Here is a 24140-nt window from a genome sequence, read left to right on the forward strand (position 1 = left end):
TTCCTTGGATTGCAGGTGTGCCTGCCGTGCCGAGTCAGAAGAGGTTGTCGAGAATCTCTTTATGGGGTTTGGCCGGCGTGTTTTTCGGGGTGTCCGGTTTGGTATGGTTTTCTTTGGGCGTTTCTTTTTCTTTGGGTGTTTCTTTGGGCTGCGCCTGTTTTTCGGGTGTTTCTTTTCGGGGTTCGGAACGGGGGACGTTTGTGGGCAGTACGGGGGTTTCTTTGAGTGTGTTTTCAGCTTGTGTTCCGGTGCCGGTTAACGAATCGGCTGCCTGGGACGCATCCGAAGGGCGCGGTTTGGCACGGGTTTTTTTAGCAGGGGCGGGAAGGGGCGGTTTGCCGCCGCTTTCGTTTTCACCGTCCGCACTTTCGGGTTCGGACGGAGCCGGTTCGGGACGGGCTGCGCCTTGTCCGACTGCGCCGTTTGGCAGCCAGAATTCGGTTTCGCGGGGGCTGTCGGTGTGTTGCGGTTCGGTTTGGAGGCTTTTGTCGCCGTTCGGGTTGAATGTGCTGACGATGCCTACTGCCAATGCGCCGATGGCGGTGATACAGATAAGCAATACGGCGCGTATCAGGAGTTTGGGGGTCAGCCTGAAGGGTTTGTTCGGTTTTTTTGTCATTTTGCTTGTGCTTGGTGTCGGACAATGCAGTCTGAAAGCGGTTCAGACGGCATGGGTATCAGCGTTGGACGTAGTTTTGGTAGAGGGTGATGACTTTTTGTACGCCGACGGTGGTGCTGACTTTTTGGGTAATCTGCGCCTGTTCTTCGGGGGTGAGGATGCCCATAACGTAGGTTACATTGCCGTAGGTAACGATTTTGACGCGCGCCTGTGTGGCGGGGCTGATGCCCAGCAGTGCGGCACGGACTTTGGACGTGTTCCAGGTGTCGCCAGCGATGTCGCCGGCGGTGCGCGGCAGGGAGGCGACGGTAATGTAGTTGTACACGCCTTCGGCTGCCTGTTCGGAACGTGCAATCTGACCGACGAACTGTTTTTCGCCTTCGGTGGCGACTTGTCCGAGCAGCAGCAGGTGGCGGTTGTAGCCGACGACGGAGATTTGGGGCGTGTAGCCTTTGGTTTGGTTGTTTTGGCGCAGGTAGGAACGGGCGGTGGTTTCGATACGCAACGCCATAACGTTGTCGTCGGTTTGCGCGCCGGTGGTGCGGCGGTCGACGGCGGATTTCGCGCCGACCGCCGCCCCGCCGATTACTGCGCTGACGCAGCCGCTAAGGGCAAGGCTGAAAATGGCGGCGGTCAGGATGCGGACGGTGTGCAGTTTGAGTTTCATCGGGGGCTTCCTTTCTTGGGCGTTTCAGACGGCATTGCTTTGCGCCATGCCGTCTGAAAAGGGTTACATTCCTTCAAACAATACGGAGTCGATACAGTCGCACATGGCGTGTATCAGCAAAATATGGTTTTCCTGAATGCGGGCAGTTCGAGGATAGGGAACGTTGAGTAAAACGTCGGTATCTTTGAGTATGGCGGCGATTTTGCCGCCGTCGCGGCCGGTCAGGGCGATGACGTGTATATCGCGTTCGTGTGCCGCTTTGATGGCTTCGATGACGTTGGCGGAATTGCCGGAGGTGGAAATGCCGACCAATACGTCGCCTGCACGTCCGAGCGCGCGCACTTGTTTGCTGAATACGTGGTCGAAACCGTAGTCGTTGCCGATGGCTGTCAGCGCGGAAGTGTCTGTGGTCAGGGCGACGGCGGCGAGTTCCATGCGCTCTTTTTCAAAACGGCCGGTCATTTCGGCAGCGAAGTGTTGCGCGTCGGCAGCCGAACCGCCGTTGCCGCAGGCCAGGATTTTGCCGTCATTCATCAGGCATTGCAGCATCAGCTCGGCAGCCTGTACGGTCGGCTCGACCAGTACTTTTTCGGCTTCCTGTTTGGCACGGATGCTTTCGGCAAAATGGGCGGCAACGCGTTCTTGTAATGTCGTCATATCGTCAACCTGTAATATTCTGTATCCACTCGGGCGGGCGGTTTCCTTCGATGAGTACCGCATCGAGGCGGCACGGTACGTTTGTCAACCTGTTCTGTTGCAGATAATACTCTACACTTCGTTGCAGTTTCAATAATTTGGATGGGGAAATGCTGTATGCGGCACCGCCGAACCGTTGGTTTTTGCGGTATTTTACTTCAACAAACAGAATCATGCCGCCGTTTTTGACAATCAGGTCGATTTCGCCGTAGGCGCAGTGCCAGTTGCGGGCAAGCAGCGTGCAGCCTTGGGATTGGAGGAAGGCAAGCGCGGCATCTTCCCCTGCCTCGCCCTGTTTGTGGTTTAAGCGCATAATCGGTTTAACCTTTATAATGTCTGTTTTTCAGACGGCATTTTTTATGTTTCAGAAACACTTGCAGAAAGCCTCCGACAGCGTCGTCGGAGGGACATTATACGTGGTTGCCACGCCCATCGGCAATTTGGCGGACATTACCCTGCGCGCTTTGGCGGTATTGCGGCGTGCCGATATTATTTGCGCCGAAGACACGCGCGTTACTGCGCAGCTTTTGAGCGCGTACGGGATTCAGGGCAAACTCGTCAGCGTGCGCGAACACAACGAACGGCAGATGGCGGACAAGATTATCGGCTATCTTTCAGACGGCATGGCGGTGGCGCAGGTTTCCGATGCGGGTACGCCGGCCGTGTGCGACCCGGGTGCGAAACTCGCCCGCCGCGTGCGCGAAGCAGGGTTCAAAGTTGTCCCTGTTGTCGGCGCAAGCGCGGTAATGGCGGCGTTGAGCGTGGCCGGTGTGGAAGAATCCGATTTTTATTTCAACGGTTTTGTGCCGCCGAAATCGGGAGAACGCAGGAAACTGTTTGCCAAATGGGTGCGGGCGGCATTTCCTGTCGTGATGTTTGAAACGCCGCACCGCATCGGGGCGACGCTTGCCGATATGGCGGAATTGTTCCCCGAACGCCGATTAATGCTGGCGCGCGAAATCACGAAAACGTTTGAAACGTTTTTGAGCGGCACGCCCGGGGAGCTTCAGACGGCATTGGCGGCGGACAGCAACCAATCGCGCGGCGAGATGGTGTTGATACTGTATCCGGCGCAGGATGAAAAACACGAAGGCTTGTCCGAGTCCGCGCAAAATGTGATGAAAATCCTTGCTGCCGAACTGCCGACTAAACAGGCTGCCGAGCTTGCTGCCAAAATCACGGGCGAGGGAAAGAAAGCTTTGTACGATTTGGCACTGTCTTGGAAAAACAAATAGTGCCGGACAAGCCGGCATCGTAAAAGGGAAGCAATCAGCGTACGCGTCCCGTCATGCGGTACAGCACGTCTTTGCCTTGAACATGGTGGATGACGACCATGGCGACGTGTCCGACGACGACGGCAAACAGCAGCCAGCCCAAATTGCCGTGGAACGTGTTGCCCAAGTTTGCCATCCACTCGATTTTTTCTGGCGAACCCTGCATCACTTCAACGCCGAACACTTTCAACGGGCCGCGGCCGCTGCCGTATTGGCGGATCATGCCGATAACGGGAACGGCAAGCATGAGCAGGTACAGAATGCCGTGTCCTGCCGCCGCAGCCTTGCTGTCGCTTTGCGGACGCTTGGCGCGGTTGGCAACCGCCCACACGATGCGCAATGCAATCACCGTTAGCGTGAGGAAACCGAAAGATTTGTGCAGGCCGAACAGGCTGCCCGCCCATTCCGCCTCTTCGTAAATCGTCCATAGGACAATGGTGGTCAGAATGCCGATGAAACCGGCAACGGTCAGCCAGTGCAGCGCACGTGTCAACGGGTCGTAAACGGCAGGTTGGTTTGTATTCATAAAAAAATCCTTATCATAATGTAACGGTTTGAACGGACATTCCGTCGGGTCGGAATGTCAAAAAGGCGCGATTGTACCAAAGAAGTTGGATATATTTTGTTTGCAGGCTGAAGATTTGCTTAAAAATTCATTAAGATGGGCGGAACAAATAGTTTTGGTACGGCGTGTTGAAATACCGCTTATCCCTTATAATAGCGTCCGAAATTCTGTTCAGACGGCATCAAAACACACGGCAATCCGTCTGAAACCTTATTTGAAACCAACAAACAAGAGCATTGAATGAAATTCATCGACGAAGCAAAAATCGAAGTCGCCGCAGGCAAAGGCGGTAATGGCGCAACCAGTTTCCGCCGCGAAAAATTCGTACCGCGCGGCGGTCCCGACGGCGGCGACGGCGGCAAAGGCGGCAGCGTCTGGGCAGAAGCCGACGAAAACACCAACACCCTCGTCGAATACCGCTTCGTCAAACGTTACCAAGCCAAAAACGGCGAAAAAGGCCACGGTTCCGACCGTTACGGCGCAGGTGCGGACGACATCGTCCTCAAAATGCCCGTCGGCACCCTTATCCGCGACCTCGATACCGACGAAACCGTTGCCGACCTCACTTATCACGGCCAGCGTGTCTGCCTTGCCAAAGGCGGCAAAGGCGGCTTGGGCAATATCCACTTCAAATCCTCCGTCAACCGCGCCCCGAAACAATCCACGCCCGGTGAAGAAGGCGAAACCCGTTCCCTGCAACTCGAGCTTAAGGTCCTCGCCGATGTCGGCCTGTTAGGCATGCCGAACGCCGGCAAATCCACCCTGATTACCGCCGTATCTGCCGCACGCCCCAAAATCGCCAACTACCCCTTCACCACCCTGCATCCGAACTTGGGCGTGGTACGCATCGACGAAAACCACAGTTTCGTGATGGCCGACATCCCCGGCCTGATTGAAGGCGCGGCAGAAGGCGCAGGCCTCGGCCATCGTTTCCTTAAACACTTATCACGCACCGGCCTACTGCTGCACGTCGTCGATTTGGCGCCCTTCGACGAAGCCGTCAACCCCGCCGAAGAAGCACTCGCCATCATCAACGAATTGCGCAAATACGATGAAGAACTTTACGGCAAACCGCGCTGGCTGGTGCTGAACAAACTTGATATGCTCGACGAAGAAGAAGCCCAAGAACGTACTGCGGCTTTCCTAGAAGCCGTCGGCTGGGACTATCCGAAACCAGACGACCGCTTCCAATTCGATATGGAAACCCCGCGCCTCTTCCAAATCAGCGCCCTGACCCACCAAGGCACGCAAGACCTCGTGCACCAAATCGGGTTGTATCTGAACGAGAAAAAACTCTTGGAAGCCGAAGCGGCTGCCGTGGAAAAAGCCGCCGCGCAAGCGGAAATTGCCGATATGCGGCCGAAAACGGATACCAGCGTGTTTAAGGCGGAGTAGATTTGATAGGTTTAAATAAATGAATGCAGCTCAAATAGATGAGATTCGATTGGAAGTAAATAACAGATTAAATCAGTCTTCTAAATTAAAATTTGCTCAGTTTATGACGCCCTCTATCATTGCTGATTTTATGGCAGGACTTTTTACGCCTAGTCAAAGTAAAATTTCCCGTTTATTAGATTGTGGTGCTGGTATCGGTTCATTAGCTTTAGCAGTAGATAGAAAAAAGATTGGTATTAGTCATACTGATTTTTGGGAAATTGACCCAGTTATGGCTCATGAATTGGAAAAAAATGTCCGTTTTGCTTCATTCACTAGTGATATTCATATTTCTGACTTTATTGAAGACGCTGTTAATAATATACATCGATATCGATATACTCATGCAATTCTGAATCCACCTTATAAAAAATTAAACAGTCGGTCAAAACATCGAAAATTACTTAATAGTATTGGACTTGAGACCGTTAATTTATATAGTGCATTTTTAGGGCTAACCATTCTTCAAATGCAATATTTAGGGCAAATTGTCGCTATTATCCCTCGTTCTTTTTGTAATGGTGCTTATTATAAAAATTTTAGGAAATTTATTTTGCAGCATTGCGCAATCGAACATATTCATATTTTTGAAAGCCGAAAAAAAGTTTTTCACGATGACTGCGTTTTACAAGAAAACATTATTATTAAATTGATAAAAGGAAAAAAACAAGAATCTGTTGTTGTATCCTCTTGTAAAGATAGTGAATTTAATGGATATTCTTCTAATATTTTTCCATTTTCTCAAATTGTAACAGAGGGAGACTCTGAAAATTTCATCCGAATTCCTAACCAAAGTTCAATTAATATTCCACGTGCTTTTAAATATAATTTAACTGATATTGGTTTACAAGCCAGCACCGGTCCAATTGTCGATTTCAGAATAAAATCTCTACTGGAGCAGAATATCAACAATGAAAATATTCCTTTGTTCTATCCACATCATTTTTCAAAAGACGGTCTTATTCACCCAAGACAGCATAAAAAACCTAATGCGATAAAATACACAAAAGATTCTGAAAAATATCTACTGCCTAATGACGGTTGGTATGTAATAGTAAAACGATTTTCTGCGAAAGAAGAAAATAAAAGAATCAATGCTTTTATAATCAATCCTGAAAAGATTCAGCATTCTTTTATTGGGTTAGAAAATCATTTAAATTTTTTTCATATAAACAAACATGGATTTGATGAATTTTTAGCAAAAGGATTAATCTGTTTTTTAAATTCAACTTGGCTAGATAAATATTTCAGAGAGTTTTCTGGCCATACTCAAATCAATATAACTGATTTAAAAAATTTACCTTACCCATCTTTGGATATTTTAAGAAGTTGGGGTAAAAAATATCATTCCGATATGTCTTCCGAAGAAATAAACACTTTTATACAGCAATATGTTTGAAAAATCACCTCACTCTAAAATTGACCAAGCTCTCCAGATATTAGAGCTCTTAAACATGCCTAGAGCACAACAGAATGAACGGACTGCTTTATGCTTATTATGCCTAGCAGGCATAACACCTGATTCTGATTGGGAAAGGGCATTTAATCCATTAGTTGGTATTACACCAATTATGCAGTGGTGCCTGACCCATTATGGCAAAGAATACGCCCCCAATACACGAGAAACATTCAGGCGACAATCTATGCACCAATTCGTTGAAGCAGGTATCTGTTTATATAATCCTGATGAACCCACACGCGCAGTTAACAGCCCCAAAGCAGTATATCAATTGGAATCAAATTTTTTAGCTGTTTTAAAAACTTTTGGCACCTCCAATTTCGAAAGCGAGTTACAAAAATATCTTGAAACACGTCCATCTTTAGTACAAAAGTATGCACTCGAGCGTGCAATGGTACAAATCCCATTAAAACTACCAAATGAACAAACCTTTATGCTATCCGCAGGAAAGCACTCCCAATTAATCAAAGATATTATTGAAATTTTTGGTGCACAATTTGTACCAAACGGCTTATTAGTTTACGTTGGCGATACAGGAAGTAAACATGGCTTCCTTGATACAAAAACTTTTTCTAAATTAGGAATATCCTTAGATAATCATGGTAAATTACCAGATGTTGTTATTTACGATGACACAAGAAATTGGTTGGTTTGCATAGAATCTGTTACTAGTCACGGTCCAGTTGATTCAAAAAGATATTTTGAATTGAAAACATTATTTTCCCAATCTTCAGCCGGATTAGTTTTCATCTCAGCTTTTCCCGACAAAAAAACCTATACACGTTTTAGCAACGAAATTGCTTGGGAAACAGATGTATGGATTGCAGATAACCCCAGCCATATGATTCACTTTAATGGAACACGTTTTTTGGGTCCTTATGACCAATAACATTAATATAATTATTTTATCCATGAAGATTACGCCATGCTAACCATCTACAACACCCTTACCCGCCAAAAAGAACCCTTTGCCCCCATCGACCCTAAAAACGTGCGTATGTACGTTTGCGGTATGACCGTTTACGACTATTGCCACTTGGGCCATGCCCGCGTGATGGTTGTGTTCGACATGATTGCCCGTTGGCTGCGCGAGTGCGGTTATCCGCTCACTTATGTGCGCAACATTACCGACATCGACGACAAAATCATCGCGCGCGCGGCTGAAAACGGCGAAACCATCGGCGAACTGACCGCGCGTTTCATTCAGGCGATGCACGAAGATGCCGATGCTCTGGGCGTATTGCGTCCCGACATCGAGCCGAAAGCGACGGAAAACATTCCGCAAATGATTGCCATGATTGAAACCCTGATTCAAAACGGCAAGGCATATCCTGCTGCAAACGGCGACGTTTATTACGCTGTGCGCGAGTTTGCCGCTTACGGACAATTATCGGGCAAATCGCTGGATGATCTGCGTGCAGGCGAGCGTGTGGAAGTCGATGGTTTCAAACGCGATCCGCTTGATTTTGTGTTGTGGAAAGCCGCCAAAGCAGGCGAACCGGCATGGGAAAGCCCGTGGGGCAACGGTCGTCCGGGTTGGCACATCGAATGTTCCGCCATGAGTGAAAACCTGTTCGGCGATACCTTCGACATCCACGGCGGTGGCGCGGATTTACAGTTCCCGCACCACGAAAACGAAATCGCCCAAAGCGTCGGCGCGACAGGACACACCTGCGGCCATCATCACGCGCAAACCCACCACGGGCAAAGTATTGCCAGCCACGTCAAATACTGGCTGCACAATGGCTTCATCCGTGTGGACGGCGAAAAAATGTCCAAATCGTTGGGCAACTTCTTCACCATCCGCGAAGTGTTGAAACAATACGACCCCGAAGTCGTGCGCTTCTTCATCCTGCGCGCCCACTACCGCAGTCCGTTGAACTATTCCGACGCGCATTTGGACGACGCGAAAGGTGCATTAACCCGTCTGTACACCACCTTGAAAAACACACCGGCGGCTGAGTTTGATTTGCCCGAAAACGCCAACGACTACACCCGCCGTTTCTACGCCGCCATGAACGACGATTTCGGTACGGTCGAAGCCGTTGCCGTGTTGTTCGAACTGGCAGGCGAAGTGAACAAAACCAATGACGCACAGCTCGCCGGCTGCCTGAAAGCTTTGGGCGGCATCATCGGCCTGCTGCAACGCGACCCGATTGAGTTCCTGCAAGGCGGCGCGGCTTCAGACGGCCTCTCCAACGAAGAAATCGAAGACTTGATCGCCCGACGCAGGCAGGCGCGCGCGGATAAAAACTGGGCGGAGTCCGACCGCATCCGCGACCTTCTGAACGAACACAAAATCATTTTGGAAGACAACGCCGGCGGCACGACTTGGCGGCGCGGTTGAACTGTATCGGAAAGGGCAAAAGTACCGCCTTTTGCCCTTTTCCCGTTTTCAGACGGCATTTCCCGCTTGAAGCCCCACCGTTTTCAGCAGGCAGGACCGAATGGGAAATGCCGGGCGGCGCACCAGGTGCCGCTTTGTGTATGGGAACATTGTGAGAACTTATTTTTATTATGCTTAAAATCATTTCCGCCAACGTCAACGGCATCCGCTCTGCCTACAAAAAAGGTTTTTACGAATATATCGCCGCATCGGGTGCGGACATTGTCTGCGTGCAGGAACTCAAAGCGCAGGAGGTTGATTTGTCTGCCGATATGAAAAATCCGCACGGGATGCACGGCTATTGGCATTGCGCCGAGAAGCGCGGTTACAGCGGTGTGGCGGTGTACAGCAAACGCAAACCCGACAATGTGCAAATCGGTATGGGCATTGAGGAATTCGACCGCGAAGGGCGGTTTGTGCGTTGCGATTTCGGCAGGTTGAGCGTCATTTCGCTTTATTTGCCCAGCGGCAGCAGCGCGGAAGAACGCCAGCAGGTGAAATACCGTTTCCTCGATGCGTTTTACCCTATGCTCGAAACGATGAAAAACGAAGGGCGCGACATTGTCGTCTGCGGCGACTGGAACATCGCACACCAAAACATCGACCTGAAAAACTGGAAAGGCAACCAGAAAAATTCAGGTTTCCTGCCCGAAGAGCGCGAGTGGATAGGCAAGGTTATCCACAAACTCGGTTGGACGGATATGTGGCGCACGCTTTATCCCGATGTGCCGGGCTACACTTGGTGGAGCAACCGTGGGCAGGCGTATGCGAAAGATGTCGGGTGGCGCATCGATTATCAGATGGTTACGCCCGAACTTGCCGCCAAAGCCGTGTCCGCACACGTTTATAAAGACGAAAAATTTTCCGACCATGCGCCGCTGGTCGTGGAGTATGACTATGCTGCCGAATAAGGTTTTGGGTAAATATGATTGGAATGTGGACGGAAAAACCGGAATAGGCGCGGCATGGGTTGTCGCTGCGTTTATCCTGCCCATGTTGGTGTGGGCGATATTTATGCTGTCGCGGATGCAGGGCTGGCTTGCGCCGACCAAGGCAAATCCGACGTGGGCGTTGGTGTGGCTGCTGATCTGCCTGCCCTGCCTGCTGATTGCGGCCAAATGTTTGGGTTGGAAAGGCTGGCGGCGGGCGGTGAATATTTTTGCCTGCCTGACCGTCTGCGCCATATTGAGCGTACCCGCTTCGCTGCTCATCGCCTTTACCCTTCGGGACCTGCTGAAATAGGCGGGGCGGTATGCAGGGTTTTGAACTCGAAGATTTGACGCTTTGGCTGATACGCGATGCCGGAGAGGATCAGATGTGGATAGACCGCTGGGCGGTTAGTTATCCTGTTGTGCAGATGTCTGAAGCGTCCGCAAACGGCAGCAAGGAAGCGTGGCAAACCGCGCTTCAGACGGCATTTGAACGCATACGCGGCAAACACGTCGCCGTTGTCGCACACGGAGCGGGTGCGGCCGCATTTTTGGCGTGGCTGTATCGCGCCGACATCCTGACGCAGAAGAAACTCGCCGGTATCATTCTCGTATCGCCGCGTCCCGATGTTTTTCCCGACGATGCGGAACACACTTTCCAACGCGTCCGCTGTCCCTGCCGTGCCGCATTGGTGGTGTCCGAACACGGCGGCGTGCCGCACGGTTGGGCGCAAAAACAGGCGGATTTGTGGAACGCGCGCCTGTTGGTTTCCCCGCATTCGGGCAGTTTGAACGGTATGCTCGGCGGCTGGCAGTGGGGTATGAAGCTGATGCAGGAAATGTTGCTGGCGTGAACGTTTGCCTTATCAGAATTTCGTCCAATTGGGGTTGCAAGGAAAATGCCGTCTGAAACAGGTTTCAGACGGCATTTTTATTCAAACAGGGCTTACAGGCTGCCCAACACGATACGCAACACGCGGCGCAACGGCTCGGCCGCGCCCCACAAAAGTTGGTCGCCGACGGTGAACGCGCTGATGTATTCGCCGCCCATCTCCAGTTTGCGGATACGGCCGACAGGAACAGACAGCGTGCCGGTAACTTTGGCGGGTGTCAGCTCGTGGATGCTGGCTTCTTTTTCGTTAGGGATGACTTTCACCCAGTCGTTTGCACCTGCCAAGATGGCTTCGATTTCGGAAACGGGCAGGTCTTTTTTCAGCTTCAGGGTAATGGCTTGGCTGTGGCAGCGCATAGAGCCGATGCGCACGCACAAGCCGTCGATTACGGTCGGATTGTCGCTGCGGCCGAGGATTTTGTTGGTTTCCACGCCGCCTTTCCATTCTTCTTTGGACTGGCCGTTGCCCAAGTCCACGTCAATCCACGGAATCAGGCTGCCGGCGAGCGGTACGCCGAAGTTGGCTTTCGGATAGTCTTCGCTGCGCAGGAAATCGGACACTTTGCGGTCGATGTCGAGAATCGAGCCGGCAGGATCGGCAAGCTCGTCTGCCACTTTGGCGTGAATCGCGCCCATGCCGCTGATGAGTTCGCGCATGTTTTTTGCGCCTGCGCCGGAAGCGGCTTGGTAGGTCATGCTGGTTGCCCATTCGACCAAATCGTTTTGGAACAGGCCGCCCAAAGCCATCAGCATCAGGGAAACGGTACAGTTGCCGCCGATGTAGTTTTTCACGCCGTTTTTGAGACCGTTGTCGATGACGTTGCGGTTGACAGGGTCGAGGACGATAATCGCATCGTCTTTCATACGCAGCGAGGATGCCGCGTCAATCCAGTAGCCGCTCCAGCCGCTGTCGCGCAGGGCTTGGAACACGGATTTGGTGTAATCGCCACCCTGACAGGTAACGATGATGTCCATTTTCGCCAGCTCGGCAACGTCGTTCGCATTCAATAATGTTTTAGCCGCCTGACCGAAATCAGGGGCAGCACCGCCGACGTTGGAAGTGGTAAAGAAAAATGCTTCGGGAATGTGGGCGAAGTCGTTTTCTTCTTTCATACGCTGCATCAAAACCGAACCGACCATGCCGCGCCAGCCGACGAAACCTACTTTCATGTGTTGCTCCTTGAGGAAAATCGTTAACAAAATTATGTATGGCGTAAAGGAAGCGTTTTAACGCCGTATTGGGAAAATGTAAAGTTCTTTATCGGGATTTCTTTAAATATTGGCGTTTTCGGTGTCAGGACGGTAGAATCGGGGTCAGTTAAGAACCATTATCAGGAAGAAACATGGAAGAAAGAAACAACTATATCGGTGCGGCCGGTGTCGGCAGGTCTGACATTCAGGAAATCGAGGTAACGGTTGCCGGTGCCGGAGACCGGATACTTGCGGCCCTGCTGAACCAATTGTTTACCTTTTTGGTTTTGTTGGTGCCGTTTGTCGGACTGATTGCCTTAGTCATCAAGAATGAAGGCAGGATTGGCAGCGGCGAAGAAATGTTCGGGCTGCTTTTTGGCATGACTTCCTTTTGGGTAGGACTGGCGGGCATTTTGGCGTACACCGTCGTTCAAATCTACTATATGAGTCGGGACGGGCAGTCATTGGGTAAGAAAATCATGAGAATCCGCGTGTTGAAAACCGACGGTCGTAATCCCGGTTTTGTCGGTACGGTTTTGGTACGCGAAATCGCATGGTCGGTTTTGGTTGCCATTATTGCCGCCGTTATCGGTCTTGCAGTAGGTGACAACGGAGAAAACGCCATCAACCTGCTGGCATTTCTTGCCAACTTTGTCCTGCTCTTTATGGTCAAACGCGACCGCCGCACGCTTTACGACATGATGGCGGATACGGTTGTCGTCAAGCTGCCCAAATAAACGGACACGGCAAAATGCCGTCTGAAAGCCTTTCAGACGGCATTTTTATCTTCAGAACCGCTCAAGCATCGTGCAGCAAAGCCGCGTGCAGGGTGTTTTCCATCAATGTGGCAATCGTCATCGGACCCACGCCGCCGGGAACGGGCGTAATCATCGCCGCCCGTTCTTTTGCCGTTTCAAATTCCACGTCGCCGCACAGGCTGCCGTCGTCCAAACGGTTGATGCCCACATCGATAATGACCGCGCCGGGTTTGATCCATTCGCCTTTGACAAAGTTCGGAATGCCCACGCCGACTACCAAAATATCGGCCCCGGCAACCTCATCGGCAAGATTTTCAGTCGCGCTGTGGCAGATTGTTACCGTTGCGCGCGCCAGCAGCAGTTCCAAAGCCTGCGGGCGGCCGACGATATTCGACGCGCCGACCACGACCGCTTTTTTTCCCTTCGGATCGATGCCGTAAGCTTCCAAAAGCGTCATCACGCCCTTGGGCGTACACGGGCGCATCAGCGGCATTTTGACCGCCAGCCTGCCGACATTGTAAGGATGGAAGCCGTCCACGTCCTTATCCGGCGAAATACGTTCCAAGACCGCTTGGCTGTCGAGGTGCTTCGGCAGTGGAAGCTGAACCAGAATACCGTCCACTTCGGAATCGGCATTCAGGCGGTCGACCAGTGCCAGTAGTTCTTCCTGCGATGTTGATTCGGGCAGCTCGTAAGACAGTGATTTGATGCCGCATTTTTGGCAGGCGGTTTTCTTGTTGCGGACATAAACCGCGCTGGCAGGGTCGCCGCCGACCAAAACCACGGCCAGGCAAGGCGTGTGCAGATTGTCCTGTTGGCGTTGCGCCACCGCTTCGGCAACCGCCTGCAGGCGTTTTTGCGAAACTTCTTTACCGTTGATCAGTTGTGCCGACATATCCGTCCTTTTGTTAAACAGGTAGAAAATGCTGAAAATTATCGCATTTTCCGTATATTTTTACAGCAGGATGCCGAAAATAAATTTGCCCTGAAATATAGTGGATTAAATTTAAACCAGTACGGCGTTGCCTCGCCTTGCCGTACTATTTGTACTGTCTGCGGCTTCGTCGCCTTGTCCTGATTTAAATTTAATCCACTATAAAATACGGCTGTTTGGACGGATTAAATATTTTTTCAAATCAAAAAACTATATTTTTCATCTTGGTGTCTTGAAAATAAATGTTGACGCATCTTTCCCTGAACTGTATAGTTCGCTTCTTCAAGTCGGGGCGTAGCGCAGCCCGGTTAGCGCATCTGCTTTGGGAGCAGAGGGTCGTGAGTTCGAATCCCACCGCCCCGACCAATCAATCAGCACGAATCGGCATGAGCGCCCGTAGCTCAACCGGATAGAGCACCGACCTTCTAAGTCGGGGGTTACAGGTTCGATTCCTGTCGGGCGTGCCAAGAATTTGATTGAAACCGTTTTTATGGTGGCTGTAGCTCAGTTGGTAGAGCCCCGGATTGTGATTCCGGTTGTCGTGGGTTCGAGCCCCATCAGCCACCCCAGATAAAGGCCCGTACTTTTCGGTACGGGTCTTTTTCCGTTTGCGCGTACTGTCCGCACCGTCGTATCGGTGCGGCGGTATGCCGTCTGAAAGCCGAACCGGTCATACGGAAACTGCTTCAGACGGCATTTGCACCGCCGGCTTTGCCTTTCGCATATGCTTCTGTATCATGTGGGTTTTTCTGTCTTTTATGGTTTTTTTCGGAGGCTTTGATGGTTGGCCATTGGTCTGTTCCTGATTTTGAATCGAAAATCTGTCCGCCCGAGGCGTTGGCGGCGCGTTTGGCGTTGTTGCCGCGCCCGCTGGTGTTTACCAACGGCTGTTTCGACATCCTTCATCGCGGTCATGTTACTTATCTGGCGCAGGCGCGTTCGGCAGGGGCGGCGTTGGTGCTGGCGTTGAATACCGATGCTTCGGTGCGGCGTTTGGGCAAGGGCGGCGACCGCCCGATTAATCCTTTGGAGAATCGTGCCGCCGTTGCCGCCGCGTTGGAAAGTGTGGATTTGGTTACTTGGTTTGACGAGGATACGCCGGCGGCGTTGATTGAGGCGGTAAAGCCGGAGGTGTTGGTCAAGGGCGGCGATTGGGCTGTGGATAAGATTGTCGGTGCGGCAGAAACGTTGGCACGCGGCGGTCAGGTGTTTTCAATTCCGTTTCTGCACCAGACTTCGACGACGAAGACTCTGGCGAAAATCCGTGCGGCAGAGGGCGGAAAATGACGGTTTTGAAGCCTTCGCACTGGCGGGTGTTGGCGGAGCTTGCCGACGGTTTGCCGCAACACGTCTCGCAACTGGCGCGTGTGGCGGATATGAAGCCGCAGCAGTTGAACGGTTTTTGGCAGCAGATGCCGGCGCACATACGCGGGCTGTTGCGCCAACACGACGGCTATTGGCGGCTGGTGCGCCCCTTGGCGGTTTTCGATGCCGAAGGTTTGCGCGCGTTGGGGGAACGGTCGGGTTTTCAGACGGCATTGAAACATGAGTGCGCGTCCAGCAACGACGAGATACTGGAATTGGCGCGGATTGCGCCCGACAGGGTGCATAAGGCTTTGTGCGTCGCGCACCTGCAAAGCAAGGGCAGGGGGCGGCAGGGGAGGAAATGGTCGCACCGTTTGGGCGAGTGCCTGATGTTCAGTTTCGGCTGGGTGTTTGACCGGCCGCAGTATGAATTGGGTTCGTTGTCGCCTGTTGCGGCAGTGGCGTGTCGGCGCGCCTTGTCGCGTTTAGGTTTGGATGTGCAGATTAAGTGGCCAAACGATTTGGTCGTCGGACGCGACAAATTGGGCGGCATTCTGATTGAAACGGTCAGGGCGGGCGGCAAAACGGTTGCCGTTGTCGGTATCGGCATCAATTTTGTGCTGCCCAAGGAAGTGGAAAACGCCGCTTCCGTGCAATCGCTGTTTCAGACGGCATCGCGGCGGGGCAATGCCGATGCCGCCGTGCTGCTGGAAACGTTGTTGGCGGAACTTGATGCGGTGTTGTTGCAATATGCGCGGGATGGATTTGCGCCTTTTGTGGCGGAATATCAGGCTGCCAACCGCGACCACGGTAAGGCGGTATTGCTTTTGCGCGACGGCGAAACCGTGTGCGAAGGTACGGTTAAAGGCGTGGACGGACAAGGCGTTCTGCACTTGGAAACGGCAGAGGGCGAACAGACGGTCGTCAGCGGCGAAATCAGCCTGCGGCCCGATGACAGGCCGGTTCCCGTGCCGAAGCGGCGGGATTCGGAACGTTTTTTGCTGTTGGACGGAGGGAACAGCCGGCTCAAGTGGGCGTGGGTGGAAAACGGCACGTTCGCAACCGTCGGCAGCGCGCCGTACCGCGATTTGTCGCCTTTGGGCGCGGAGTGGGCGGAAAAGGCGGATGGAAATGTCCGCATCGTCGGTTGCGCCGTGTGCGGAGAATCCAAAAAGACACAAGTGCAGGAACAGCTCGCCCGAAAAATCGAGTGGCTGCCGTCTTCCGCACAGGCTTTGGGCATACGCAACCACTACCGCCACCCTGAAGAACACGGTTCCGACCGCTGGTTCAACGCCTTGGGCAGCCGCCGCTTCAGCCGCAACGCCTGCGTCGTCGTCAGCTGCGGCACGGCGGTAACGGTTGACGCGCTCACCGATGACGGACATTATCTCGGCGGAACCATTATGCCCGGTTTCCACCTGATGAAAGAATCGCTCGCCGTCCGAACCGCCAACCTCAACCGCCCCGCCGGCAAGCGTTACCCTTTCCCGACCACCACAAGCAATGCCATCGCCAGCGGTATGATGGACGCGGTTTGCGGCTCGGTTATGATGATGCACGGACGTCTGAAAGAAAAAAACGGCGCGGACAAGCCTGTCGATGTCATCATTACCGGCGGCGGTGCGGCAAAAGTCGCAGAAGCCCTGCCGCCTGCATTTTTGGCGGAAAATACCGTGCGCGTGGCGGACAACCTCGTCATCCACGGGCTGCTGAACCTGATTGCCGCCGAAGGCGGGGAATCGGAACACGCTTAAAAAATATGCCCTTTTTCAACAAGGGGCGGCATCCGTCCGAATCCATCCGGATTCTGCCGCCCGACAGACTGCCGCCCGGGCGGGCGGGGTTTCAAACATTGAGGAAATTCTGATGAAATGGCTCTTCACCCTTTTGGCGGTACTCAATATTGCCGTATTCGGCGGCACGGTGGGCTATAAATTGGCCGTTAAAGCGGCGGGCGGCGTGCCGGAGAACCGGGCTACCGAAAACACACCCCCTGCAACGCCCGCCGCCGGCAATGCGGCGGCATCCGGGGAGGATACGGCCGCACTGCTCAAACCGGGCGACATCCTGACCGAAGAACAGGCGGAACAGTTGCGCCTGCAAAAAGAAGCGGAACAGAAAAAACTGAAGGAGAAAAAACAGCGCGAGGAAAAATCCCGCCGCGAAAAACTCGCCGCCGAAAAGGCGCAGGCGGAACGTGAAAACAGTACGGCGGATACCTCATGCGCCGCGCAGGCAAGCCTCACGATGGACGAAGACGACTACCACCGCATCAAAGGGCTTTTGGGCAAATGGTCGCACGTCGCCAGCAGGAGCGTCGAAAAACGTACCGCCAAAGCTAAACCTGCCGATAAAACCTACCGCGTCGTCCTGCCCATTTCCGGCAATGCCGAAGAACAGGCGGCGGAGCTGTCTGCCAAAGGTTTCAACCCCATACCGTTTGACGGCGCATTGAGTTTGGGTGTCGGCAACAGCCGGGAAAACGCCCAAGCCCTGCAAAACCGGCTTGCCGGCGCAGGATTCGGCGGGGCGTATATTGTCGAACGCGCGGCGGAAACCGGCCGGCAGGACGATTCTTTGAGCGTGTCGCGTATGACGGTTTTGTTTACCGGCGTGAATGCCGCCGATGCGGACGAAATCCGTAAAATCACGTCCCCATACGGCAAACTGAGCCTCAAATCCTGCAAATAAGTGCAGACCAAAAACGCCAAACCCACCGCGAAGGTGGGTTTGGCGTTTCGGTTTTGAGTATCTGATATATAAAAAGGGAATGTATGTCTCGTATATGCCGACTCCAAGTGTGAAAGTGATGATGGGGAAATATGGTGTTTAATGGTTCGGAACGGACGGCTTCCGAGTGGTTTTGATTATACGCTAATAATAATAATTATCAATAAAAATTTAAAAATAAATGTGGATTTTTTGTAACACGATGAAAAATAAATAAATTAAACTATTTTCCGATGTTTGTGATTCGGGACGGCAAACTTTCATTGTGCCGGACAAATCGGGGGCGGCAGGCATAGCCGGGGGCTTCGTGCCTGTCGGAAAGAAGCCTGCCGTGTTTGAAACGTCCGTCCGATTTGGCGCGGACAGGGTTGTCATTCGGGGGATGTTTGAGCGTGGATTCGGGGATGCAAAAGCGGTGAAACCGTTGCGGATGAAGGCTTACGGATGGCTTTAGGTATTTTTAAATGTATTCAAACAACAACAAAACGCTTCTTCTGTTGTTGTACTTGGGGCTTGCGCGGCAGCCTGCGCGCCGGGGAGGCCGGGTGTTTCTTTGGTTGCGGTGTCGGGGTGGGCGGCAAGGTTTTCCGGCCGGTTTTTCCATTTTTCCCGACAAAGCCGTGATGCTAGGGAATGGCGGTTTGTCTGTTTCAGGCCGCCGCCGTTTTGGACCGCGATGCCGTCTGAAGCCTTCAGACGGCATTTTTGCCGCCTTTTTCAATATTCCGCCGAATGCCAAAACGGCTGTCCGACGGTCGGCGTGCTGGCTTGCGCTTTGGTTCGCGCTTCGACCGGTCCGGCTTCAAATGCCAGCCGTCCGGATTCGACGGCGAGGGCGAAGGCGCGCGCCATATTGACCGGATCGCCGCTGCGGGAAACGGCGGTATTCAGCAATACGCCGTCAAAACCCCATTCCATCACTTGCGCCGCTTGGGAAGGCAAACCCAAGCCCGCATCGATAATCAGCGGCGTGTCGGGCAGGCGTTCGCGCAGGACTTTGAGCGCGTAGGCGTGAACCGCGCCCAAACCCGTGCCGATCGGAGCCGCCCACGGCATCAACGCCTGACAGCCCGCATCGAGCAGGCGGCGGCAGGCAATCAGGTCTTCGGTGCAATAAGGCAGCACTTTGAAGCCGTCTTTAATCAGGATTTCCGCCGCTTCGACAAGCTGAAACACATCCGGCTGCAAGGTGTCGTCGTCGCCGATGAGTTCGAGTTTGATCCAATCGGTTTCAAACACTTCGCGCGCCATCTGCGCCGTCGTTACCGCTTCCTGCACGCTTTGGCAGCCTGCTGTGTTGGGCAGCACGGGCACGCCGGTTTCTTGAAGCAGCGACCAAAAACCCTGACCGTGCGCCTCACTGCCGCTTCCCGCGCGGCGCAGCGAGACGGTAATCATTGCGGGTTGGGCGATACGGACGGATTGTTTGAGGATTTCGGGTGTCGGGTAGGCGGCCGTGCCGAGCAGCAGCCGCGAAGGGAAAGTTTCTCCGTATAGGGTGAGCATGATGGGTTCCTTGGTATGGTTGTCGGGTGCGATGCCGTCTGAAAGCCGGAGGCGTGCCTTTGGGGTTTCAGACGGCATTCAGCCGCCGACGACGGGGCGGACGATATCGACTTTGTCGTTTTCGTTCAAAACCGTTTCCGCATACGCGCCTTTGGGGATGAAAACGGTGTTGACCGCCACGGCAAAAGGCTGTTTCGGCGCGGTTTGGGCAATGAGGTCGGCAACGGTCGTGCCGTGAAGTTCGGCGGGTTCGCCGTTTAAGATGATGTTCATGGTTTCTCGATATTTCGGTGTTTATAGAGGTTTTTAGACGACCTTTGTAAATGTTGGGTTGCAAGCGAACCTGCAACATTTGTGTCCATTAATATTTTTATGTTCAATTATTTATTATTTTTCTATTTCAATCCCATTAATATAGGCAAATTTAATCATAGTAGCTCCATTAAATTCACACATGCCCAATGAAATGCTTTCCTTTGGTAATTCATTCAAAGAATTATAAAAACCAATATACTTTTTTCTTAATTTGTCTTTTTTGATTATTTTATTAAAATACTGCTGCGCCTTAGCTTTTCCGCTAAAATAATAGATGTAATACAATAAATTATAGTCATTCATATCCTCATTTATAATTTTTTCAATATTGGTTTCTGTGTCCTCAAAATCGTCAAATAACGGTATTATATGTTCTCTTATGAGTTTGCTAACATCCTCTACCGTATATTTATAGCTTGCTCCTGCTAACTGCCACCAACTCCAAGGTTTTCTATTTATCAAACTCCCCAACTCTCCGTCATATATAAAACCATTATTGATATTTGCCTTTTTCATATCTTTTGAGTAAATGGCGATATGTGGAATAAATTGCACACTACATTGATAATTGCGCCTATCAGCCTGAAAATAGATTTCAAATGTAATATCCCTGTTTTTAGATACTCTCTTTAATTTCTGCCCTTTAGAAATTATCTTAAAATCAGGAAATTTACTTGCTATTTCTTGCCATGCTTTTTCACATAACTCTCTTGGTTTCATTGTTATCAAATTGCTCCTTATGTATCTTTTTAAAATTTTAAAATATGATAAAAATGAATAAAATAAAAAATAAATTCCTCTGTAAATATATTATTTGGTACGTCTGGTTTTAGACTTTATTATTTTCAGACGACCTTATTCATTCCACAAAGCCTGAAACGCTTTAACCACGGCTTCGGGGTTTTCCGCTTCGGTAACGGCGCGGACGACGGCGAGTGAGGAAACGCCGGTGGCGAGTACGGCTTGGGCATTGTTCAAATCGATGCCGCCGATGGCGACGACGGGCGTGCCGCCTGCCTGTTTCACATATTCGCGCAGTTTGTCCAAGCCTTGCGGGGCGGTGGGCATTTGCTTGGTCGTGGTCGGGAAAATCGCGCCGCTGGCGACGTAGCTAGGGTGTACGGACAAGGCGCGGTCGAGTTCGGCAACAGAGTGCGTACTCAAACCCAAGCGCAAACCGGCGGCGGCGATGGCGGCGAGGTCGGCGGTGTCCATATCTTCTTGTCCGAGATGTATGCCGTATGCGCCCGCTTCTATCGCCTCGCGCCAGTGGTCGTTGATGAAAAGCTGCGTGCGGCTGCTCTGACAGGCGGCGACACAGCGGGCGATTTCGCGTTTCAATTCGTCGCTGTGCAGGGTTTTGCAGCGCAGTTGCACCGTGTCGGCACCTGCTTTGACCATGCGCTCCACCCAATCGGCGGTGGGAACGACGGCGTAGAATTTGAGCGGGGATTTGAGTGGTGGGAAGGTCATAAGGTGTCCTTTCAGACGGCTTTAATCTTGTCTTCGGATATACGCCAAACCGCTTTCTTCATCATGTTCGGGTGCGTCTTTTCCGTCAAACAGTGCCACTGCCAATCTGACGGCGGCGGCGGTTACGGCGGGGGAAATCATAAAGCCGTGGCGGAACAGGCCGTTGATTTCAATCAGGCGTTGGGCGCGGCTGTAACGGATTTCGGGGTTGTGGTGGTTAAGCGTTGGGCGCAGGCCGGTAGCGATTTCGAGGATGTCGGCTTCGCCAAAAGCGGGGTGGACGGCATAAAGTGCGGATAAAAGTTCCAGCCCGGAACGCACGCTGGCAGGGGCTTGGCTTTCGCTTTCGATTTGGGTCGCGCCGATGACGAAGACGTGGTTTTCTTTCGGGGCGATGTAGAGCGGATAACGCGGATGGAGCAGGCGCACGGGGCGGTTGAGTGTGATTTCGGGCGTGTAAACTCGCGCCACTTCGCCGCGTATGCCGCGCAAGGTGCTGGTGTGCTCGGGGGCTTGGTTCCAAGCGGTTTTTGAGCCGTAGCCGCGACAGTCGATCAGCCAGTCGTATTGGGCTTGCAGGTCTTCGGGGGCGCATTCGTGTTCCCAATGGCAGGGGACGTTCAGTTCGTCCAAAGCGTCGGCAAGTGCAGACAATATCTGCCGCCCGTCGAGCTGGCCTTCGGTCGGCAGGTAGATGCCGTCTGAAAAACGTCCGCCGAGTTGCGGTTCGCGTTTGGCGATGTCGTCGGCGCGCCAACGGACGATTTCGTCATCCGCTACGCCGCCGCGTTTGAGATGGCGGACGAACTCGTTGGATAGAGGTTTGTCCTGTCCGTGCCACACAATCAGGCTGCCGTTTTCCTGCATCATGGCAGGCGTTTTCAGACGGCCTCTGATGTTGCGCCAAAGCGGAATGCTCTGCCTGCCCAGTTTGATGACTTCAGGCGTGGCTTCGACCGCTTCCGCCGCAGGCGCGAGCATCGCGGCGGCAACATAAGCGGCGGCGTGTTCGCCTTGGCGGGTGCCTTTGTCGAAAAGTGCAATCTGATAACCTTGTTCTGCAAGTTGCAGTGCGGTCAGCCTTCCGGAAAGGCCGCCGCCGAGGACGGCGATACGGGTCATGACGGATTCCTTTGCAGGTATCGCGATTTGTCGGAAAAAAGGCGTGCCGCCGTTGCGGCGGGTGAGGGTTGTTGTGAGGCATTGCCCGACATATCAAGTCCTTAAAAAAACATGAAAATGGGGCGGGGAAGTGCGGAAGAGGGAACGGAAGCCCGAGAGGGCGGGGAGGTTTTGTTTCCTACGCAGGCATTACCCCGACAGGTTCTACGGATTCTGCTTTCGCAATCTCAGCCGCCCGGCGGGCAGCACTCCGACAAGGAGCTTTAAGTGTACACAAAAGCAGGGGATGTTGGCAAAAATCTTACATTTCAGGCGGTACGATACATTTTAATAACAAATGCCGTATAATCAGCCCACTGATTTTCTATGTCCCGACACCATGCATCAAACCTATTATGCCGTACAGCGAGATTTGCTCGAAGCCAACCATCTTTCTCCCGATTTGCTTGCCCAAAGCCTGAGCATTATCGGCACCAACCATGTCGATTATGCCGACATTTATTGTCAGCGCACCGCTTATGAAAGCTGGCATTTGGAAGAAGGCATCGTCAAATCGGGCAGCTTCCAAATCGATCAGGGCGTGGGCGTGCGCGCCGTTTCGGGCGATAAAACCGCCTTTGCCTACGCCGACAGCCTGTGTATCGATTCGATCAACCGTTCCGCCCGCGCCGTCCGCGCGATTGGGGCGGCAGGCGGCGAAGCAAGCGTCAAAGTGCCGTCACCTGCCTACGGCAAGCCTGTCCACATAGCGATCGACCCGATTGCCGGCCTCGATTCCGCCGCCAAAGTCGCGCTGTTGAATAAAGTGGAAGCAATCGCCAAAGCCGCCGATCCGCGCATCGTGCAAGTGATGGCCGGTTTGACCTGCGAATACGATATGGTTTACCTCGCCCGTCTGGACGGCAAACACGCCGCCGACATCCGCCCGATGGTGCGCCTGAACGTTACCGTCATCGCCAAACAGGGCGACAGGCGCGAACAGGGCAGCGCGGGCGGCGGCGGACGCTACGATTTAGCTTATTTTGATGAAACTCTGGTGCGGCAGTTTGTCGGTTCCGCCGTCAAACAAGCTCTGACCAATCTCGAATCCCGTCCTGCGCCTGCCGGCGAGATGACCGTCGTTTTGGGCAACGGCTGGCCGGGCGTGTTGCTGCACGAAGCGGTCGGACACGGTTTGGAAGGCGATTTCAACCGCAAGGGGACCAGCGTCTTTTCCGGCCGAATCGGCGAGCGCGTGGCCGCCAAAGGCGTTACCGTCGTCGATCAGGGCGATATTGCCGGCCGGCGCGGCTCGCTCAATATCGACGACGAAGGCAACGAAACGCGCCGCACTGTATTGATCGAAGACGGCATTTTGGTCGGCTATATGCAGGACGAAACCAACGCCCGCCTGACGGGTACGCAATCGACCGGCAACGGCCGCCGCGAAAGCTACGCCTCCGTCCCGATGCCGCGCATGACCAACACCTTTATGGAAAACGGCGGCTACAAACCCGACGAAATCATCGCGTCCATCGACAAAGGCATTTACGCCGTCAACTTCGGCGGCGGACAGGTGGACATTACCAGCGGCAAATTCGTGTTCAGCGCGTCCGAAGCGTGGTGGGTGGAAGGCGGCAGGCTGCAATACCCCGTCAAAGGCGCGACCATCATTGGCAACGGTCCCGAAGTGCTGAAACACGTTTCGATGATAGGCAACGATACCGCGTTGGACAGCGGTGTCGGCGTGTGCGGCAAAGAAGGGCAGAGCGTCCCTGTCGGCGTGGGGCAACCGACCTTGCGGATTGATGCCGGACTGACCGTGGGCGGTAGCGAAATCTGACGCGGAATCCGGCACGATGCCGTCTGAAAGGTTTTCAGGCGGCATCGCCTTATTCTTTTT

Annotated in this window: 25 protein-coding genes, 3 tRNA genes, 2 pseudogenes and 1 riboswitch; of the genes and pseudogenes, 17 read left to right on the plus strand and 13 right to left on the minus strand. The window is 52.9% G+C overall.

Annotated elements, in window-relative coordinates:
• Positions 1 to 34 precede the first annotated feature (34 nt).
• The 4 genes and pseudogenes from Q9J32_RS06150 to Q9J32_RS06165 form a co-directional block, all read right to left on the minus strand.
• Positions 35 to 672 (minus strand): annotated as a pseudogene (locus Q9J32_RS06150) (hypothetical protein).
• Between the two features lie 5 nt (positions 673 to 677).
• The gene (locus tag Q9J32_RS06155) at positions 678 to 1286 is read right to left on the minus strand and encodes a BON domain-containing protein (RefSeq protein ID WP_301884370.1); all 609 of its coding nucleotides are present in this window, start codon (positions 1284 to 1286) and stop codon (positions 678 to 680) included.
• Positions 1287 to 1349: 63 nt separating this feature from the next.
• A complete protein-coding gene (locus tag Q9J32_RS06160; RefSeq protein WP_304666931.1) occupies positions 1350 to 1943 on the minus strand; it encodes a phosphoheptose isomerase in 594 nt (197 codons plus the stop codon).
• A 4-nt stretch (positions 1944 to 1947) separates the two neighbouring features.
• Positions 1948 to 2295: a YraN family protein gene (locus Q9J32_RS06165; RefSeq protein WP_304666935.1), complete on the minus strand. Its 348-nt coding sequence runs from the start codon at positions 2293 to 2295 to the stop codon at positions 1948 to 1950.
• Positions 2296 to 2341: 46 nt separating this feature from the next.
• Between Q9J32_RS06165 and rsmI the strand changes: the two genes are divergently transcribed.
• Positions 2342 to 3217, plus strand: coding sequence for a 16S rRNA (cytidine(1402)-2'-O)-methyltransferase (gene rsmI, locus Q9J32_RS06170; RefSeq protein WP_301884375.1), 876 nt, complete (start codon positions 2342 to 2344; stop codon positions 3215 to 3217).
• Between the two features lie 34 nt (positions 3218 to 3251).
• Here the strand turns inward: rsmI and Q9J32_RS06175 are convergent, their stop codons facing one another.
• Complete coding sequence (locus tag Q9J32_RS06175) at positions 3252 to 3782, minus strand: cytochrome b (RefSeq protein WP_301884377.1); 531 nt, start codon at positions 3780 to 3782, stop codon at positions 3252 to 3254.
• A gap of 279 nt (positions 3783 to 4061) precedes the next feature.
• Here Q9J32_RS06175 and obgE point away from each other — a divergent pair, with 279 nt between their 5' ends.
• The 7 genes from obgE to Q9J32_RS06210 all read left to right on the plus strand — a co-directional run bounded on the left by obgE (position 4062) and on the right by Q9J32_RS06210 (position 10883).
• A complete protein-coding gene (gene obgE, locus Q9J32_RS06180) occupies positions 4062 to 5216 on the plus strand; it encodes a GTPase ObgE (protein WP_301884379.1) in 1155 nt (384 codons plus the stop codon).
• A gap of 19 nt (positions 5217 to 5235) precedes the next feature.
• The gene (locus Q9J32_RS06185) at positions 5236 to 6654 is read left to right on the plus strand and encodes an Eco57I restriction-modification methylase domain-containing protein (protein WP_118792996.1); all 1419 of its coding nucleotides are present in this window, start codon (positions 5236 to 5238) and stop codon (positions 6652 to 6654) included.
• On the plus strand, positions 6647 to 7603 hold the full coding sequence (locus tag Q9J32_RS06190) for a BsuBI/PstI family type II restriction endonuclease (protein WP_118792997.1): 957 nt from the start codon (positions 6647 to 6649) through the stop codon (positions 7601 to 7603). The genes Q9J32_RS06185 and Q9J32_RS06190 overlap by 8 nt, the downstream gene beginning before the upstream one ends.
• 36 nt (positions 7604 to 7639) lie before the next feature.
• The gene (gene cysS, locus Q9J32_RS06195; protein WP_301884382.1) at positions 7640 to 9061 is read left to right on the plus strand and encodes a cysteine--tRNA ligase; all 1422 of its coding nucleotides are present in this window, start codon (positions 7640 to 7642) and stop codon (positions 9059 to 9061) included.
• A 170-nt stretch (positions 9062 to 9231) separates the two neighbouring features.
• Positions 9232 to 10011, plus strand: a complete 780-nt coding sequence (locus Q9J32_RS06200; protein ID WP_301884384.1) for an exodeoxyribonuclease III — start codon at positions 9232 to 9234, stop codon at positions 10009 to 10011.
• Entirely contained in the window at positions 9998 to 10342 is a 345-nt protein-coding gene (locus Q9J32_RS06205) for a hypothetical protein (RefSeq protein WP_301884385.1), read from the plus strand. Before Q9J32_RS06200 ends, Q9J32_RS06205 begins: the two co-directional genes overlap by 14 nt.
• 10 nt (positions 10343 to 10352) lie before the next feature.
• Entirely contained in the window at positions 10353 to 10883 is a 531-nt protein-coding gene (locus tag Q9J32_RS06210) for an alpha/beta hydrolase (RefSeq protein ID WP_301884387.1), read from the plus strand.
• A 92-nt stretch (positions 10884 to 10975) separates the two neighbouring features.
• On the opposite strand, the gene asd is transcribed toward Q9J32_RS06210, so the two are convergent.
• Positions 10976 to 12091 (minus strand): aspartate-semialdehyde dehydrogenase, encoded by a 1116-nt coding sequence (gene asd, locus Q9J32_RS06215; RefSeq protein WP_301884389.1) that lies wholly within the window; start codon positions 12089 to 12091, stop codon positions 10976 to 10978.
• A 173-nt stretch (positions 12092 to 12264) separates the two neighbouring features.
• Here asd and Q9J32_RS06220 point away from each other — a divergent pair, with 173 nt between their 5' ends.
• Positions 12265 to 12849 carry an RDD family protein gene (locus tag Q9J32_RS06220; protein ID WP_301884392.1) on the plus strand — a complete coding sequence of 195 codons (585 nt, stop codon included), beginning with the start codon at positions 12265 to 12267 and terminating at the stop codon, positions 12847 to 12849.
• Between the two features lie 61 nt (positions 12850 to 12910).
• On the opposite strand, the gene folD is transcribed toward Q9J32_RS06220, so the two are convergent.
• A complete protein-coding gene (folD, locus tag Q9J32_RS06225) occupies positions 12911 to 13765 on the minus strand; it encodes a bifunctional methylenetetrahydrofolate dehydrogenase/methenyltetrahydrofolate cyclohydrolase FolD (protein WP_301884394.1) in 855 nt (284 codons plus the stop codon).
• A gap of 95 nt (positions 13766 to 13860) precedes the next feature.
• Positions 13861 to 13968, minus strand: a pseudogene (locus tag Q9J32_RS06230) (IS5/IS1182 family transposase); the annotation flags it as partial.
• A gap of 124 nt (positions 13969 to 14092) precedes the next feature.
• Here Q9J32_RS06230 and Q9J32_RS06235 point away from each other — a divergent pair.
• The 7 genes from Q9J32_RS06235 (at position 14093) to Q9J32_RS06265 (ending at position 18466) form a co-directional block, all read left to right on the plus strand.
• Positions 14093 to 14170: transfer RNA gene (locus tag Q9J32_RS06235), tRNA-Pro, on the plus strand.
• Positions 14171 to 14194: 24 nt separating this feature from the next.
• Positions 14195 to 14271 (plus strand) — tRNA-Arg (locus Q9J32_RS06240).
• 26 nt (positions 14272 to 14297) lie between these two features.
• Positions 14298 to 14373: transfer RNA gene (locus tag Q9J32_RS06245), tRNA-His, on the plus strand.
• 211 nt (positions 14374 to 14584) lie between these two features.
• Positions 14585 to 15091: a D-glycero-beta-D-manno-heptose 1-phosphate adenylyltransferase gene (rfaE2, locus tag Q9J32_RS06250; protein ID WP_301884397.1), complete on the plus strand. Its 507-nt coding sequence runs from the start codon at positions 14585 to 14587 to the stop codon at positions 15089 to 15091.
• Complete coding sequence (locus Q9J32_RS06255) at positions 15088 to 16866, plus strand: bifunctional biotin--[acetyl-CoA-carboxylase] ligase/type III pantothenate kinase (protein ID WP_301884398.1); 1779 nt, start codon at positions 15088 to 15090, stop codon at positions 16864 to 16866. The genes rfaE2 and Q9J32_RS06255 overlap by 4 nt, the downstream gene beginning before the upstream one ends.
• 112 nt (positions 16867 to 16978) lie before the next feature.
• On the plus strand, positions 16979 to 17803 hold the full coding sequence (locus Q9J32_RS06260) for an SPOR domain-containing protein (protein ID WP_301884399.1): 825 nt from the start codon (positions 16979 to 16981) through the stop codon (positions 17801 to 17803).
• Positions 17804 to 18286: 483 nt separating this feature from the next.
• Positions 18287 to 18466, plus strand: coding sequence for a hypothetical protein (locus Q9J32_RS06265; RefSeq protein WP_301884401.1), 180 nt, complete (start codon positions 18287 to 18289; stop codon positions 18464 to 18466).
• Between the two features lie 93 nt (positions 18467 to 18559).
• Here Q9J32_RS06265 and Q9J32_RS06270 read toward each other — a convergent pair whose 3' ends face one another.
• From Q9J32_RS06270 to Q9J32_RS06290, 5 genes are all read right to left on the minus strand, one after another.
• Positions 18560 to 19348, minus strand: a complete 789-nt coding sequence (locus Q9J32_RS06270) for a thiazole synthase (RefSeq protein WP_301884423.1) — start codon at positions 19346 to 19348, stop codon at positions 18560 to 18562.
• Between the two features lie 78 nt (positions 19349 to 19426).
• Positions 19427 to 19621 carry a sulfur carrier protein ThiS gene (gene thiS, locus Q9J32_RS06275; RefSeq protein WP_301884404.1) on the minus strand — a complete coding sequence of 65 codons (195 nt, stop codon included), beginning with the start codon at positions 19619 to 19621 and terminating at the stop codon, positions 19427 to 19429.
• Between the two features lie 114 nt (positions 19622 to 19735).
• Complete coding sequence (locus tag Q9J32_RS06280; RefSeq protein WP_301884406.1) at positions 19736 to 20383, minus strand: DUF4304 domain-containing protein; 648 nt, start codon at positions 20381 to 20383, stop codon at positions 19736 to 19738.
• A gap of 135 nt (positions 20384 to 20518) precedes the next feature.
• Positions 20519 to 21136, minus strand: coding sequence for a thiamine phosphate synthase (gene thiE, locus Q9J32_RS06285; protein WP_301884408.1), 618 nt, complete (start codon positions 21134 to 21136; stop codon positions 20519 to 20521).
• A 21-nt stretch (positions 21137 to 21157) separates the two neighbouring features.
• Entirely contained in the window at positions 21158 to 22258 is a 1101-nt protein-coding gene (locus Q9J32_RS06290) for an FAD-dependent oxidoreductase (RefSeq protein ID WP_301884410.1), read from the minus strand.
• 158 nt (positions 22259 to 22416) lie between these two features.
• Positions 22417 to 22521, minus strand: a riboswitch (TPP riboswitch).
• A 74-nt stretch (positions 22522 to 22595) separates the two neighbouring features.
• Between Q9J32_RS06290 and tldD the strand changes: the two genes are divergently transcribed.
• Positions 22596 to 24080, plus strand: coding sequence for a metalloprotease TldD (tldD, locus tag Q9J32_RS06295; RefSeq protein ID WP_373321635.1), 1485 nt, complete (start codon positions 22596 to 22598; stop codon positions 24078 to 24080).
• Positions 24081 to 24140: the final 60 nt, after the last annotated feature.

The sequence above is a fragment of the Neisseria uirgultaei genome (assembly GCF_962719845.1).
Classification (GTDB): domain Bacteria; phylum Pseudomonadota; class Gammaproteobacteria; order Burkholderiales; family Neisseriaceae; genus Neisseria; species Neisseria bergeri.

Coding starts and splice junctions, on each gene's coding strand:
- Q9J32_RS06155 (WP_301884370.1), bottom strand. CDS start 1,286: ATGAAACTCAAACTGCACACCGTCCGCATCCTGACCGCCGCCATTTTC.
- Q9J32_RS06160 (WP_304666931.1), bottom strand. CDS start 1,943: ATGACGACATTACAAGAACGCGTTGCCGCCCATTTTGCCGAAAGCATC.
- Q9J32_RS06165 (WP_304666935.1), bottom strand. CDS start 2,295: ATGCGCTTAAACCACAAACAGGGCGAGGCAGGGGAAGATGCCGCGCTT.
- rsmI (WP_301884375.1), top strand. CDS start 2,342: ATGTTTCAGAAACACTTGCAGAAAGCCTCCGACAGCGTCGTCGGAGGG.
- Q9J32_RS06175 (WP_301884377.1), bottom strand. CDS start 3,782: ATGAATACAAACCAACCTGCCGTTTACGACCCGTTGACACGTGCGCTG.
- obgE (WP_301884379.1), top strand. CDS start 4,062: ATGAAATTCATCGACGAAGCAAAAATCGAAGTCGCCGCAGGCAAAGGC.
- Q9J32_RS06185 (WP_118792996.1), top strand. CDS start 5,236: ATGAATGCAGCTCAAATAGATGAGATTCGATTGGAAGTAAATAACAGA.
- Q9J32_RS06190 (WP_118792997.1), top strand. CDS start 6,647: ATGTTTGAAAAATCACCTCACTCTAAAATTGACCAAGCTCTCCAGATA.
- cysS (WP_301884382.1), top strand. CDS start 7,640: ATGCTAACCATCTACAACACCCTTACCCGCCAAAAAGAACCCTTTGCC.
- Q9J32_RS06200 (WP_301884384.1), top strand. CDS start 9,232: ATGCTTAAAATCATTTCCGCCAACGTCAACGGCATCCGCTCTGCCTAC.
- Q9J32_RS06205 (WP_301884385.1), top strand. CDS start 9,998: ATGCTGCCGAATAAGGTTTTGGGTAAATATGATTGGAATGTGGACGGA.
- Q9J32_RS06210 (WP_301884387.1), top strand. CDS start 10,353: ATGCAGGGTTTTGAACTCGAAGATTTGACGCTTTGGCTGATACGCGAT.
- asd (WP_301884389.1), bottom strand. CDS start 12,091: ATGAAAGTAGGTTTCGTCGGCTGGCGCGGCATGGTCGGTTCGGTTTTG.
- Q9J32_RS06220 (WP_301884392.1), top strand. CDS start 12,265: ATGGAAGAAAGAAACAACTATATCGGTGCGGCCGGTGTCGGCAGGTCT.
- folD (WP_301884394.1), bottom strand. CDS start 13,765: ATGTCGGCACAACTGATCAACGGTAAAGAAGTTTCGCAAAAACGCCTG.
- rfaE2 (WP_301884397.1), top strand. CDS start 14,585: ATGGTTGGCCATTGGTCTGTTCCTGATTTTGAATCGAAAATCTGTCCG.
- Q9J32_RS06255 (WP_301884398.1), top strand. CDS start 15,088: ATGACGGTTTTGAAGCCTTCGCACTGGCGGGTGTTGGCGGAGCTTGCC.
- Q9J32_RS06260 (WP_301884399.1), top strand. CDS start 16,979: ATGAAATGGCTCTTCACCCTTTTGGCGGTACTCAATATTGCCGTATTC.
- Q9J32_RS06265 (WP_301884401.1), top strand. CDS start 18,287: ATGGCTTTAGGTATTTTTAAATGTATTCAAACAACAACAAAACGCTTC.
- Q9J32_RS06270 (WP_301884423.1), bottom strand. CDS start 19,348: ATGCTCACCCTATACGGAGAAACTTTCCCTTCGCGGCTGCTGCTCGGC.
- thiS (WP_301884404.1), bottom strand. CDS start 19,621: ATGAACATCATCTTAAACGGCGAACCCGCCGAACTTCACGGCACGACC.
- Q9J32_RS06280 (WP_301884406.1), bottom strand. CDS start 20,383: ATGAAACCAAGAGAGTTATGTGAAAAAGCATGGCAAGAAATAGCAAGT.
- thiE (WP_301884408.1), bottom strand. CDS start 21,136: ATGACCTTCCCACCACTCAAATCCCCGCTCAAATTCTACGCCGTCGTT.
- Q9J32_RS06290 (WP_301884410.1), bottom strand. CDS start 22,258: ATGACCCGTATCGCCGTCCTCGGCGGCGGCCTTTCCGGAAGGCTGACC.
- tldD (WP_373321635.1), top strand. CDS start 22,596: ATGCCGTATAATCAGCCCACTGATTTTCTATGTCCCGACACCATGCAT.